This window comes from Streptomyces sp. S3(2020), from assembly GCF_013044505.1.
Lineage (GTDB): Bacteria > Actinomycetota > Actinomycetes > Streptomycetales > Streptomycetaceae > Streptomyces.
In genome coordinates this window covers 1-12,507 of record NZ_JABERD010000054.1, presented here as the reverse complement: position 1 = coordinate 12,507, position 12,507 = coordinate 1, and the positions used below count along the sequence as shown (strand labels likewise).

Here is a 12,507-nt window from a genome sequence, read left to right as displayed (position 1 = left end):
CGTGATTCTGACGGCTTATGTCCTCCCCCTCGGGCCGCTGAATTGTTAGGCTCGTGGTTTCGCCCATCCGTGAAGGAACATTCTTCTGGGTAGGGCGATGCTTTGTATTCCCAGTACCTACGAGGAGCACCTGTGACCCAGACCAGCGAAGACGTCACCTGGCTTACGCAGGAGGCGTACACCAAGCTCAAGGAAGAGCTGGCGTACCTGTCTGGTCCCGCGCGCGAGGAAGTCACCGCGAAGATCGCGGCCGCGCGCGAGGAGGGCGACCTGCGCGAGAACGGCGGGTACCACGCGGCCAAGGAAGAGCAGGGCAAGCAGGAGCTCCGCATCCGCCAGCTGACCCAGCTCCTGGAGAAGGCCAAGGTCGGCGAGGCCCCGACGTCCACCGACGGCGCGGTGGCGCCCGGCATGGTCGTGACGATCGCCTTCGACGGCGACGAGGACGACACGACGACCTTCCTGCTCGCCTCCCGCGAGTACGCCAGCTCCGACATCGAGACCTACTCGCCGCAGTCCCCGCTGGGCTCCGGCGTGCTCGGCCACAAGGTCGGCGAGGATGCGGAGTACGAGCTGCCGAACGGCAGGAAGGCCTCCGTGAAGATCCTCAAGGCCGAGCCCTACAGGGCCTGATCCCCTTCCCCCGCATCGCCCCGACAGACCCCCGGCGCCTTACCGGCGCCGGGGGTCTCGTCATGCGGTCGCGGACCGGTACTTCCGCACCGCCAGCGTCCTGAAGACGACGACGATCAGGATCGAGTAGATCAGCGACGCCCACACCGGGTGCTGCATGGGCCAGGCGTCGGACGTCGAGACCCCGGGGTTGCCGAAGAGCTCGCGGGAGGCCTGGACCGTGGCGCTGAAGGGGTTCCAGTCGGCGACATGACGCAGCCAGGGCGTCATCTGGCTGGAGTCCACGAACGCGTTCGACACGAAGGTGACCGGGAAGAGCCAGATCAGCCCGCCCGAGGTGGCCGCCTCCGGGGTCCGCACGGAGAGTCCGATCAGGGCGCCGACCCAGGTGAAGGCGTACCCGAGCAGAAGCAGCAGACCGAAGGCGCCGAGCACCTCACCGATGCTGGTGTGGGTGCGCCAGCCGACCAGCAGGGCGACCATCGCCAGCACGAACAGCGTGAGTGCCGTCTGCACCAGGTCGGCGAGGGTCCGCCCGGTGAGCACCGCGCCGCGCGCCATGGGCAGCGAGCGGAAGCGGTCGATGAGCCCCTTGTGCATGTCGTCGGCGATTCCGGCGCCCGCGCCCGCGGTGGCGAAGGTGACGGTCTGGGCGAAGATGCCGGCCATCAGGAACTCTCGGTAGACCGAGGGGTCCGTGGTGCCGCCGATGTTCATGGAGCCGCCGAACACGTAGCTGAACAGCACCACGAACATGATCGGCTGGATGAGCCCGAAGATGACCATCTCGGGGATCCGGGACATACGGATCAGGTTGCGTTTCGCGACGACCAGCGAGTCCCGGATGGACTGGCTGATCGGGTTCGTGGCGGGCGTGACGCGTACGGCGTCGGTGACGGCGCTCACTGGCCGGCCTCCTTCTTGTGGCGGCGATCCTTGGCGCCCTCGGCGTCTTTGGCCTCTTTGGCGTCCTCGGCCTCGGCGTGGTGGCCGGTCAGGGAGAGGAAGACGTCGTCGAGGGTGGGGCGGCGCAGGCCGATGTCGTCTATCTCGATGCCGCGCACGTCGAGTTCGCGGATGACCTCGGCGAGGAGCTTCGCGCCGCCGGTGACGGGCACGGTGAGCTTGCGGGTGTGCTCCTCGACGGTGGTGTCGCCCTTGCCGAACCCGGCGAGGACTTCCCGGGCGGTCGGGATGTGCTCGCGCTCGTGCACCACGACCTCGACGCGCTCGCCGCCGGTGCGGGCCTTGAGCTGGTCGGAGGTGCCGCGGGCGATGACACGGCCGTGGTCGACGACCGCGATGTCGTGTGCGAGGTGGTCGGCCTCCTCCAGGTACTGCGTGGTGAGCAGCAGGGTCGTACCGCCGGAGACGAGCTGTTTGATGACCTCCCACAGCTGCTGGCGGTTGCGTGGGTCGAGGCCGGTCGTCGGTTCGTCCATGAACATCACGGGCGGGGAGACGACGAGGGCGGCCGCGAGGTCGAGGCGGCGGCGCATGCCTCCGGAGTAGGTCTTCGCGGGGCGGTCGGCGGCGTCCGCGAGGTTGAACTGTTCGAGCAGCTCGCCGGCCCGGACCTTCGCGTCCTTGGCCTTCATCTGGTAGAGCTGGCCGACCATCTGGAGGTTCTCGCGGCCGGTCAGATACTCGTCGACCGCCGCGAACTGGCCGGACAGACCGATCGAGCGCCGCACCTCGTTGGGGTGCTTGAGCACGTCGAGGCCCGCGACGACCGCCTTGCCGCTGTCGGGTCGCAGCAGGGTCGTCAGACAGCGGACGGTGGTCGTCTTGCCCGCGCCGTTCGGCCCGAGCAGGCCCAGGACGGTGCCCTCCGGCACGTCGAGGTCGACGCCGTCCAGAGCCCTTACGTCGCCGAAGGTCTTCACCAGACCTTCGGCATAGATGGCGCCTGGCATATGAGTCTCCACGTCGTCGGGGATTCTTCGAAAAGCCTAGTTTTGTACGTTTCGTTCCGCCTGATGGGTGGCGGAGCGACGGCGGCGATCCGGCCGTGAGACACACCATAACGCGATGTATCGCGTCCCTCAACGGACTTACCCGAACGAGTGATGGAGAAGCTCCTGAGCTGGGAGTTCGGTGCTCCGGCGGCTCAGTCGATGACCGTGTAGCCCGCGTTCCGCAGGGCATGGCCGACCTCGGCGCAGTGCTCCGGACCCTTCGTCTCCAGATGCAGCTCCACCTCCGCCTCCGTGAGCCCGAGCCGTGGGTCGGTCCGTACGTGACTCACATCGAGGACGTTAGCGTCCACCACTGACAACACCCCGAGAAGCGTCGCCAGGGCGCCCGGCCGGTCCGTCAGCCTGAGCCGTACGGCCAGGTAGCGGCCCTGCGCGGACATCCCGTGGCGCAGTACGCGTTGCAGGAGCACCGGGTCGACATTGCCGCCGGACAGCACCGCCACGACCGGCCCCTCGAAGGCACCCGGATCGCTCAACAGCCCCGCGACCGGGCTCGCCCCGGCGGGCTCGACGACCAGCTTGGCCCGCTCCAGACTCAGCAGCAGCGCGGCGGACAGCTCGTCCTCCGACACCGTACGCACTTCGTCGACCAGCTCGCCGATGATTTCGAACGGCACATCGCCGGGCCGACCGACCTTCATGCCGTCGGCCATCGTCGCCGGGTTCTCGATGGACACCGGTCGCCCGGCCGCCAGCGAGGGCGGGTACGCGGCGGCGCCCGCCGCCTGGACGCCGACGATCCGCACATCGGGCCTGATCGACTTCACCGCGACCGCGACCCCGGCCGCGAGACCGCCGCCGCCGATGCCGAGGACGATCGTGCGCACCTCCGGGCACTGCTCCAGGATCTCCAGGCCGACCGTGCCCTGACCGGCGATGATGTCGGGATGGTCGAAGGGGTGGATGAACACCGCGCCGGTCCGCTCCGCGTACTCCCGCGCGGCGGCCAGGGTCTCGTCGACCACCTGCCCGTGCAGCCGGACCTCGGCGCCGTACTCCCGGGTGGCGCTGATCTTCGGCAGCGGGGCGCCGTTCGGCATGAACACCGTGGAACGCACGCCGAGCAGGGACGACGCCAGCGCGACGCCCTGCGCGTGGTTGCCGGCGCTCGCGGCGACGACCCCGGCGGCCCGCTCCTCGGGCAGCAGCCCGGCGATCCTGACGTATGCGCCGCGCAGCTTGAACGAGCCCGTGCGCTGGAGGTTCTCGCACTTGAAGTGCACCGGTGAGCCCACCAGCTGGGACAGGTGCCGGCTGCCCTCCATCGCGGTCACCCGCGCCACCCCCATGAGCATCTTCTGGGCGCCGCGCACATCGTCGAGAGTGACGGGCCGCAGATAGTGCAAGGAGTCAGCCGTGCCATAGCTCATGACACAAGCATCGCAGTTCACAGGCGCGAGCGGCCGCTGTGACCAACCTCCGAGACCGGTTTCCGCAGCGCCGGTACGGCCCGCCTTCCGGCCGCGTACCCTGTCCCCCAACCCAGCACCCCTTATCTGAAGTGAGCCCCCGGCCATGCCCACAACACCTGAAATGTCGATGGACATGACGACCGTCGGTGACACCGGTCTCCTCGACACGCTGCAGCACGAAGTGGCGGTCTTCGCCCGGCGTGCCGAACAGACCCGGCTCGGCGGGGTCGGGCAGGTGCGCAACTCCATGGACCGCGCCGCGTATCTGCTGCTCAACCGCCTCGACAAGGAAGGCCCGATGGGCGTCAAGGCGCTCGCGGCGAGCATGGGCATCGACTCGTCGACGGTCACCCGTCAGGTGGCTCCGCTCGTGGACACCGGGCTCGTCAAGCGCACCTCCCACCCGGAGGACGGCCGCGCGGTGGTGCTCCAGCTGTCCCCGCGTGGGCTGTCGCGGCTGGAGGAAGTGCGCTCCTCCCGACGTCAGTTGATGGCCGAGCTGACACACGACTGGGCACCGGAGGAGCGCGAGGCGTTCTGCACGCTCCTCACGCGCTTCAACACCGCGCTCTCCTCCCGGATGGCGGCCCAGGGTCTGCCGGGCGCGGACGCGCCGTCGGCGTCCTGAGCATCCTTCACGCGCGCGTGGCACGACCGCTCTCAGGGTGCGCGGCTCTCACACTGCCCGGCTCTCGACGAGTGCGCGGCTCTTGACCGAAAGGCCACCCCTGGCCTCATATGAGATCGGGTCCCTAACTCGTACACGGTTGCGTATCCGTACGCGGTGCGGGCCCCCGGTTCCCTCATAGGTCGCCCTCAGGCGGGAGGCGCGGTGCGACGACGGCATGCGTCCCAAGACGCCCGCCGGGCCCGGGAGTTCAAGGCGTTCGTCGCGGGCGCCGCCGGGCGGCTGCTGCATGCCGCGACGCTGCTGACGGCGGAGGCGCCGGACGACAACCCACGCGCGCGGCGCCTGCTGACGCTGGCGCTCGCCCACACGTACGCGTGCTGGGACGGACTGCGCGGCGAGGACCCGTACGACCGCACCCGCCAGTACCTGGCCACCCGCTTCGCCCGCGGTGCCTGGCACCAGTACGGCGGTCTGGGCGGCGCCCGGCCGCACCCGTCGAGCCCGTTGGCCGCGCTGGCCCCGCAGGAGCGCCTCGTCCTCGTCCTGCGGCTCTACGAAGGTGTCGCCGAGGAGCAGACGGCCGCCCTGCTGGGACTGGCCACGGAACGCGTCCGCGCGATCTGCGACCGCGCGACAGCGACGCTGCTGCACCCGCCTCGGGGGCCCGCCCCCGCGGTGGGAGGCGCGAAGGTGGTGGCGTCGTGAACCGGCCGGAGCGCGAGGCCGCCGTACGGCGGATCATGGATCAGGCGCCGTCCTCCGTACCACCGGAGCTCCACGACGAGGTGGTGCGCCGCGGCAGCCGCATGCTGCGGCGCAGGCGGGCGGCGCTACGGCTGATGTGGTTCCTGATGTTCACGGCCGGCGTGGCGTTCGTGGTCTGGGCGATGATGGTCCGCCCGTGGGTGGAGCCGCCGTCGGAGACGACTCCACCGCTGACCGGCTGGTGAGCCTTCGGGCGACTAGCCCAGCGCCTGCTGGAGGTCCTCCAGCAGGTCGTCGACGTTCTCGATGCCCACCGAGAGGCGTACGAGGTCGGCGGGGACCTCCAGGGCCGAGCCGACGACCGACGCGTGCGTCATACGGCCGGGGTGCTCGATCAGGGACTCCACGCCGCCCAGGGACTCGCCCAGCGTGAACACCTTGGCGCGGTTGCAGACCTCGACGGCCGCCTCCTCGCCGCCCGCGACCTGGAAGGAGACCATGCCGCCGAAGGACCGCATCTGCTTGGCGGCGATCTCGTGCCCGGGGTGGTCCTCCAGACCCGGGTAGAGCACCTTCGTCACGCGCGCGTGGCGGGTCAGCATGTCGGCGACCTTGGTCGCGTTCTCGCTGTGCCGGTCCATCCGCACCGACAGCGTCTTGGCGCCGCGCAGCACCAGCCAGGAGTCGAAGGGCCCGGCGACCGCGCCCATCGCGTTCTGGTGGTACGCCAGTTCCTCACCGAGCGCCTCGTCGGCGGTGATCAGGGCGCCGCCGACGACGTCCGAGTGGCCGCCCATGTACTTGGTCAGGGAGTGCACGACGACGTCGGCGCCGAGCGACAGCGGCTGCTGGAGGTACGGCGTGGCGAAGGTGTTGTCGACGACGAGTTTCGCGCCGGCGTCCCGGGCGATCTGCGCGACGGCGGCGATGTCGGTGATGCCGAGCAGCGGGTTGGAGGGGGTCTCCACCCATACGGCCTTGGTCTTCGGGGTGATGGCGGCCCGTACGGCGGCCGGGTCACTGGTGTCGGCGACCGACCACTCGACGCCCCAGCGGGCGACGACCTTCGCGAAGAGCCGGAACGTGCCGCCGTAGGCGTCGTTGGGGATGACCACGTGGTCGCCGGGGCTGAGCAGCGTACGCAACAGGCAGTCCTCGGCCGCCAGTCCGGACGCGAACGCGAGGCCCCGTCGGCCGCCCTCGAGGGCGGCGAGGTTCTCCTCCAGGGCGGTGCGGGTCGGGTTGGCGCTGCGGCTGTACTCGTAGCCGCCGCGCAGACCGCCGACGCCGTCCTGCTTGTAGGTCGAGACCTGGTAGATCGGCGGGACGACCGCACCGGTGAGGGGGTCCGCCGTGTTGCCCGCGTGGATGGCAAGCGTCTCGAAGTGCTGACTGATGTGCCTGTCGCTCATGGGCACCGAGGGTAGTCCGCTCGCGGGGCAGGCGTCGCCCAGCGAGGCTGGAGAAGGGTTTTCCCCAGGCCGCGGCGCGAGGACGGGAGGTTTGTCCCCAGGCGTGCGGAGTCGGGGCGGGAGGTTTTCCACAGGCCCGGGATCGGGTTGGCCAATTGTCGGCGGTGTCTGGAACGCTTGAGGCATGGAAATTCTCTGGGTCCTGATGGCGCTGGTCATGCTCGGCTTCGTGCTGCTGCCGTTCTTGCGGCGCCGCCGGGGCATGATCGAGCAGGTCCCGCCGGGCCACCCGGACGCCGCGGACCCCGCGGACTACGGCTTCGTACGGCAGGAGGAGCTGGACGTCCGTATGCCCGGCCCCGACCAGGACCTGCTGGACGTCCTGGACCTGGTGCAGCGCACGCAGGACTACCGGGCGGCCTCCCAGCTGCTGGCGGGCACCGAGGCGGCGGGTGAGCTGCGCTGGCAGCGGGTGCAGGCCTTCGCGGGCGCGGCCTCCCTGGAGCTGGCGCAGCGGCCGGGCGGGGTGAGCGAGTCGCCGGGCGGCCAGTGGCTGCGGGTGTGGCGGACGGAGCAGCCCAAGGACGCGGGTGGTGCGGCCATCCACGCGGAGTTCCTGGTGCAGCAGGCGTGGCGGACGGCGACGCCCGGCACGGACTCGTTCCGGATCATCATGGAGGAGGCGAGGGCGGCGTGCGGCGAGGCGGCGCTGCTGGCGCCCGGTGACCCGATCCCGTACATCGTCGAGCTGTCGGTGGCCCGTGGCCTCGCGTATCCGCGGGCGGAGTTCGAGCAGCTGTGGCTGAAGATCCTGGACCGTGCCCCGACGCACATGGGCGCGCATCTGGCGGCGCTCCACTACTGGTGCGAGAAGTGGCACGGCTCGCGTGAGCTGGCGATGTCCTTCGCGGAGGCGGCCGCGGCCCGCGCCCCGCAGGGCTCGCTCCTCGCCGGCATGCCCCTGTTCGCGGTCTTCGAGCACCTGCCCGAGGTGAACCTGGTCAGCGGCTTCTACCAGAGCGAGACCGTCACCAAGGCGATGCACGGGGCGCTGCACGCCGTGCACTCGGCCCGAGCGGACGATCCGATGCTGGCGCATGTGCGGCACATGCTGGTCTTCTTCCTGGTCCGCGGCGAGCGCTGGCAGGAGGCCATGAACCAGCTCATCCACATCGACGGCCACGTGGGCGCCCTGCCATGGACCCTCTCGCCCGACCCGGCGGCCGAGTTCGCCGTCTACCGGGCACTGGCGGTGGCGGGCTACGAGGCGAACGGCGGCAGCCCGGCGACACTGCCGCACTGAGGAATACGGTGCCGGGCCGTCGGGCACGGCACCGCTTCCGTCCACGACGGGAGGGACCGGCGAGGAGGCGAGAGCCGGTCGACCTGCTCGACACGTTCGACCGCGGCCTGCTGTGGACGGAGGTCGCCGACCGCCTGCCCAAGCCGGATCAGGCGGCGCGGCTGACCGGGGCGTCCGCACGCAACTTCATCCGGCCCAGGGTCTTCGACGCTCTCGCGGGCATGATCCACCTGCGCCTCACCGAATCCGGCCGCGCCGAACCGGACATCGCCTGGTCGGGTCAGCCCGGTCTGGTCCTCCCCGAGTCGTGGGAGGAGGGCATGGACAGCGCCGTGGACGCGGCCGTCGCGGACACGCCGGACACCGCTCCGTTGCGCGCCCTGCTCGCTGACCTCTCGGATTCCGGAACAGTCGTGGGCTGATCCACACCTACACCGCGTGCGAGTTGGTGGCGGCGCGGCGAGCGGCGGGCGAAAATCGGTGGCCGCCTGAACCGGCCGACCCCACGCTGTACGCCATGGAAGAACCGCAACACAGGATCCGTGCGGCCCACTCGCAATCCACGGTCACCGTCTACCAGGCGTACTCCCCGGAAATCGGTCTGCCGGCCGCCCGCGACGGGCGTTTCCCCGCCGTGTGGAAGCGGGACAGGATGACGTGGATCAAGCCCAGCTTTCTGTGGATGATGTACCGCTGCGGCTGGGCCACGAAGGAGGGGCAGGAGACCGTTCTCGCTGTCGAGATCGACCGTGACGGCTTCGAGTGGGCGTTGCGGCACGCGTGTCTGTCGAGCTATACGCACGGGGTCCACCCCGACCGGGCCGCTTGGCAGCGTCAGTTGAAGCGTGCGCCTGCTCGCGTGCAGTGGGACCCCGAGCGGGATCTGCATCTGCGGCCGCTGCCCTACCGTTCCCTGCAACTCGGGCTCTCCGGTGAGGCTGTCCGACGGTATGCGGACGAATGGACGGTCGCCATCCGCGACATGACCCCACTCGCCCACGAGATACACGCGCTCGTCAGCGGTGGTGACCTGGACTCCGCCGCCCGGCTGCTGCCCGAGGAACGCGCGTACACCGTTGGAGACGAGCTTCTTGCGCACCTGCGCGGATGACGGGCCACTTCCCCTAGGTTCCGGGCGCCGTCGGGCACCCTCGCTCTGCTCGGCCCACTGCCACGGCAGAAGGTAAAGACAACCCAGGAACACGTGACGGCGATGGCCTGACGATGGATCCTGGGCGTCTGCGAGATGCCTGGTCCAAGGGGGGCGTGCTCACACAGATACTTCCCGGCTTCCGAGAACTGCGCACGCCTCTGGCCACGGGTGTGCTCTGGCTGCTCACGCTGTGGGTCACCCTCGGCGATCGGTTCCCGAGCCGTGCCGAGGCCACTGGCTTCACCGGCAGGGTTTACGGCCTGGCGGAACTGGTCGGCAGACCAGGGGTTGGAGCCGCTCTCGTCTTCACGGCGTACATCGTGGGGAGCGTGGTGAGCATCTCCGCGAACCAACTACTTCGTGAACCGACGAACGACGCCTGGGAGCCGGGCAACGTGCTCCCTGACCGATGGCCCGTCGTTCAGGGGCGCCCTGTCCTCATGCGGTATCGATCGGCAACGGTTGCAGCCGGCTATCCAGCCTTCGCAGACACCGGACTGCTGACACAACAGGCTTGGGCGGATCTGCAAACCCACGTGAGTACGAACCCTCTCCTGCTGTGGCTCGAGTCCCACAGGTCGGAGCGGCATCGTGATGTCGCTGAGAGGATCCTCCTGCGCTATGTCCTGGAGGAACTTGGCCAGTTGGGCACACGCCTCCATGCCAAGAACTCAACCCTCTACGCCGATCACGACAGACTGATGGCGGAGGCCGACCTACGCGTCAATGTCGGCGCCGGCGTGGCCGTCTTGGCTGTTGCCCTCTCCGCACGGGCAACCCCCTTGTTCCTTCTTGCCTTCGCCGTGTCGACCCTCTTGATCATCATGGGTATGGCTCGCGCCCGTCAGGCGAACGATGTGATCGTTCAGGCACTGGTGATCGGGGAGGTGATCTCCACGTCCCTGACGGAAGCCGATGGTGCCGTCGAGGCACTCCGCAACACCATCGCGTCTGATGGGCAGCCGCAGTCCGCATGACCAAGGGCTGTCCCGGCCGACCGAAGAGGATCGCTCTATGACGACGTTCGACGACCTGACCGAGTGGGCCGGTCTCAGTCATGTCACGCAAGCCAGAGAGGACGTTGTGGCCGGCTGGCGGATCCCGGACTTCATGAAGGTGCAGCTCGTCAACGTGGGCATTCCGGTGGCTCCGCGTGTCATCGAGCGGGTCGTGATCCAGAGCGAGGTCGATCCGGTCCTGCTCACGTCCCGTGGCCCGCTCTACCGGCTCACCGAGCAGGCGGACCTCGATGAGCCGGCCGAGCGGTCATCGTTCGGCGTCGAGCCTGAGACCGGGGCGGTCTACTTCGTCATGCCGGACGGGGAGGCATGGTTCGCCGACTCGGGTGTCGATGTGTGGCTCGACGTCCTTCACCGCTACGGCAGCCGCGTCACCGCCTCAGCGGTTCTCAGCGAGCCGGACGACCCCGAGGAGTACCTCTCGGAGGAGGAAGAAGAGCAGGCTCTCGCCGAGCTGAACCGACTGGCCGAGGAGCTGAAGGAGATCGACCCCGCTGCCTTCAAGGGCTACGAGGGGTTTCTCTGGCCCGGGCTTCTGGATCGGTGGCTCTACTGATCTCGGCCCGCTGACGCGCCCCGCGTATCCGGAGTGAGCAGGGACGCCTGGCCGATCACCCCGGCCCCAAGACCGTTGAGGGCGGGAAGTCGACCGCTCGGGCTTTGACCTTGACACCGTGGCAAGGCCTTCACTGGTGGCCGAGGAGGTGGTCTCGGTGACCATGGCGGGGCAGGGGACGGATGCGCTGGGAGCGCTTCGGCATCTGGAGGACGGTCGGGCGTCCGTGCGGCTGCGGGCGGCACTGGTGATGGGGACGGCGCCGGAGGCGCGCTTCGTCGACAAGCTGATCGAGCGGTGCGCGATCGAGCCCGAGTTCTTCGTCCGCGACATGCTGACGTGGGCGCTCGCCCGGCACCCGGTGTCCGTGACGCTTCCCGGGCTGCTGCGGGAAGTGCGTTCGGAGCGTGCGCAGGCGCGGAGTCAGGCGTTGCACACAATGTCCAAGATCGGGGACCGGCAGGCGTGGCCGGCGATCACGCGGGAGCTCCTGTGCGACGCCGACGACGAGGTCGCCCGCAGTGCCTGGCGGGCCGCGGTCGTGCTGGTGCCGGACGGCGAGGAGTCCGGGTTGGCCGCCGTGCTGGTGACACAGCTCGGGCGCGGTGGGCGCGAGACGCAGCTGAGTCTCAGCCGGGCGCTGGTCGCGCTGGGTGAGGTCGTACTGCCCGCTCTGCGGGCCGCGACGACGGCCGCTGACCGGCGGGTGCGCACGCACGCCCTCGCCACGGAACGGCTGCTGCGCGACCCGGACGCCGGTTTCGAGTCCGCGATCGAGGAGGCGAAGCGTGTGGTGGCCCTCGGCGGGTCCGGCCCGGCGGGACAATAAGGCGTGTTGATCGGTGAGGTGGCGCGACGCTCCGGAGTCAGCGCCCGCATGCTCAGGCATTACGAGTCGCTCGGCCTGTTGCGGCCCTCGGGCCGGACGGGCTCCGGCTACCGGGAGTACTCCGGCGACGACATCCGGCGGATCTTCCACATCGAGAGCCTGCGGTCGCTGGGGCTGTCTCTGCGTGAGATCGGGCGCGCGCTGGACGATCCCGGTTTCACGCCCTCCGCGCTCGTCGACGACCTCATCCGCCAGACGCGCGAACGCATCGCGGCCGAGACCGAGCTGCTGACGCGGCTCCGCCGGATCGATGCCGCCGAGCCCGCCGGCTGGGAGGACGTCCTCCAGGTCGTCGTGTCCCTCCAGGCGCTGGGGTCGAAGAGCGCCGCCGCCCGCCAGCGCGCGGCCCTTTCCTCGGCCGCCGAGATTCCGTTGGAGGCCCTGGTCGAGGCGGTACTGAGGGAGACGGAGCCGAACGTCGCCGGAGCCCTTCGCTGGGCGCTGGCGCGATCGGGCGACGGCGCCACGGCCCTGCTGGCCCAGGCCCTCGGCTCACCGGTGGCCGCGGTGCGGGAACGTGCCGTCCGGTCCCTCGCCGAGCTGCCCGGCGAGGAGGCCACCGCCCGGCTGCGGGACGCCCTCGCGAACCGCGACGCCGTGGTCCGTGGCCATGCGGCTCTGGCGCTCGGGACGCGGGGCGTTGCCGAGGCGGTCCCGGCCCTGGTCGACCTGATCGTGGAGGGCCGGAACGACACCGAGGCCGCCGACGCGCTGAGCATGCTGGCGACCGACACCACGACGGCGGACCGGATCGCCACCAGACTCGTCGACCGCCTCTCTCACCATGCCCCCCGAACCCCCGACACCCCCGACAC

The 12,507-nt window shown here is 70.0% G+C and carries 15 protein-coding genes; 11 read left to right on the top strand and 4 right to left on the bottom strand.

What is annotated here, in order from left to right; genetic code table 11:
* Positions 1-132 precede the first annotated feature (132 nt).
* On the top strand, positions 133-633 hold the full coding sequence (gene greA / locus HLK59_RS19165; RefSeq protein ID WP_171142681.1) for a transcription elongation factor GreA: 501 nt from the start codon (positions 133-135) through the stop codon (positions 631-633).
* Positions 634-693: 60 nt separating this feature from the next.
* Here the strand turns inward: greA and HLK59_RS19160 are convergent, their stop codons facing one another.
* The 3 genes from HLK59_RS19160 to ilvA all read right to left on the bottom strand — a co-directional run bounded on the left by HLK59_RS19160 (position 694) and on the right by ilvA (position 3,982).
* Positions 694-1,539, bottom strand: a complete 846-nt coding sequence (locus HLK59_RS19160) for an ABC transporter permease (protein ID WP_171142680.1) — start codon at positions 1,537-1,539, stop codon at positions 694-696.
* The gene (locus tag HLK59_RS19155; protein ID WP_171142679.1) at positions 1,536-2,549 is read right to left on the bottom strand and encodes an ATP-binding cassette domain-containing protein; all 1,014 of its coding nucleotides are present in this window, start codon (positions 2,547-2,549) and stop codon (positions 1,536-1,538) included. Before HLK59_RS19155 ends, HLK59_RS19160 begins: the two co-directional genes overlap by 4 nt.
* Before the next feature lie 194 nt (positions 2,550-2,743).
* Positions 2,744-3,982 (bottom strand): threonine ammonia-lyase, encoded by a 1,239-nt coding sequence (ilvA, locus tag HLK59_RS19150; protein ID WP_171142678.1) that lies wholly within the window; start codon positions 3,980-3,982, stop codon positions 2,744-2,746.
* Between the two features lie 163 nt (positions 3,983-4,145).
* Between ilvA and HLK59_RS19145 the strand changes: the two genes are divergently transcribed.
* The 3 genes from HLK59_RS19145 (at position 4,146) to HLK59_RS19135 (ending at position 5,605) form a co-directional block, all read left to right on the top strand.
* Positions 4,146-4,652 carry a MarR family transcriptional regulator gene (locus HLK59_RS19145; protein WP_171142677.1) on the top strand — a complete coding sequence of 169 codons (507 nt, stop codon included), beginning with the start codon at positions 4,146-4,148 and terminating at the stop codon, positions 4,650-4,652.
* A 204-nt stretch (positions 4,653-4,856) separates the two neighbouring features.
* Positions 4,857-5,360 (top strand): sigma factor-like helix-turn-helix DNA-binding protein, encoded by a 504-nt coding sequence (locus HLK59_RS19140; protein WP_171142676.1) that lies wholly within the window; start codon positions 4,857-4,859, stop codon positions 5,358-5,360.
* Positions 5,357-5,605: a hypothetical protein gene (locus HLK59_RS19135; RefSeq protein ID WP_171142675.1), complete on the top strand. Its 249-nt coding sequence runs from the start codon at positions 5,357-5,359 to the stop codon at positions 5,603-5,605. The genes HLK59_RS19140 and HLK59_RS19135 overlap by 4 nt, the downstream gene beginning before the upstream one ends.
* A 12-nt stretch (positions 5,606-5,617) precedes the next feature.
* On the opposite strand, the gene HLK59_RS19130 is transcribed toward HLK59_RS19135, so the two are convergent.
* Positions 5,618-6,772 carry a cystathionine gamma-synthase gene (locus HLK59_RS19130; RefSeq protein ID WP_171142674.1) on the bottom strand — a complete coding sequence of 385 codons (1,155 nt, stop codon included), beginning with the start codon at positions 6,770-6,772 and terminating at the stop codon, positions 5,618-5,620.
* A gap of 184 nt (positions 6,773-6,956) precedes the next feature.
* On the opposite strand from HLK59_RS19130, the gene HLK59_RS19125 reads away from it, so the two are divergent.
* The 7 genes from HLK59_RS19125 to HLK59_RS19095 form a co-directional block, all read left to right on the top strand.
* A complete protein-coding gene (locus tag HLK59_RS19125; RefSeq protein WP_171142673.1) occupies positions 6,957-8,075 on the top strand; it encodes a hypothetical protein in 1,119 nt (372 codons plus the stop codon).
* 8 nt (positions 8,076-8,083) lie between these two features.
* Positions 8,084-8,497 (top strand): hypothetical protein, encoded by a 414-nt coding sequence (locus HLK59_RS19120; protein ID WP_171142672.1) that lies wholly within the window; start codon positions 8,084-8,086, stop codon positions 8,495-8,497.
* 95 nt (positions 8,498-8,592) lie between these two features.
* Positions 8,593-9,186 (top strand): DUF4291 domain-containing protein, encoded by a 594-nt coding sequence (locus tag HLK59_RS19115; protein WP_171142671.1) that lies wholly within the window; start codon positions 8,593-8,595, stop codon positions 9,184-9,186.
* Positions 9,187-9,341: 155 nt separating this feature from the next.
* Positions 9,342-10,205, top strand: coding sequence for a hypothetical protein (locus tag HLK59_RS19110; protein WP_171142670.1), 864 nt, complete (start codon positions 9,342-9,344; stop codon positions 10,203-10,205).
* Positions 10,183-10,803 carry an SUKH-4 family immunity protein gene (locus tag HLK59_RS19105; protein ID WP_240982508.1) on the top strand — a complete coding sequence of 207 codons (621 nt, stop codon included), beginning with the start codon at positions 10,183-10,185 and terminating at the stop codon, positions 10,801-10,803. The genes HLK59_RS19110 and HLK59_RS19105 overlap by 23 nt, the downstream gene beginning before the upstream one ends.
* Before the next feature lie 157 nt (positions 10,804-10,960).
* Entirely contained in the window at positions 10,961-11,632 is a 672-nt protein-coding gene (locus HLK59_RS19100; protein WP_171142715.1) for a HEAT repeat domain-containing protein, read from the top strand.
* 3 nt (positions 11,633-11,635) lie between these two features.
* Positions 11,636-12,507: HEAT repeat domain-containing protein (locus HLK59_RS19095; RefSeq protein ID WP_171142669.1), on the top strand; the 872-nt coding region annotated here is incomplete at its 3' end.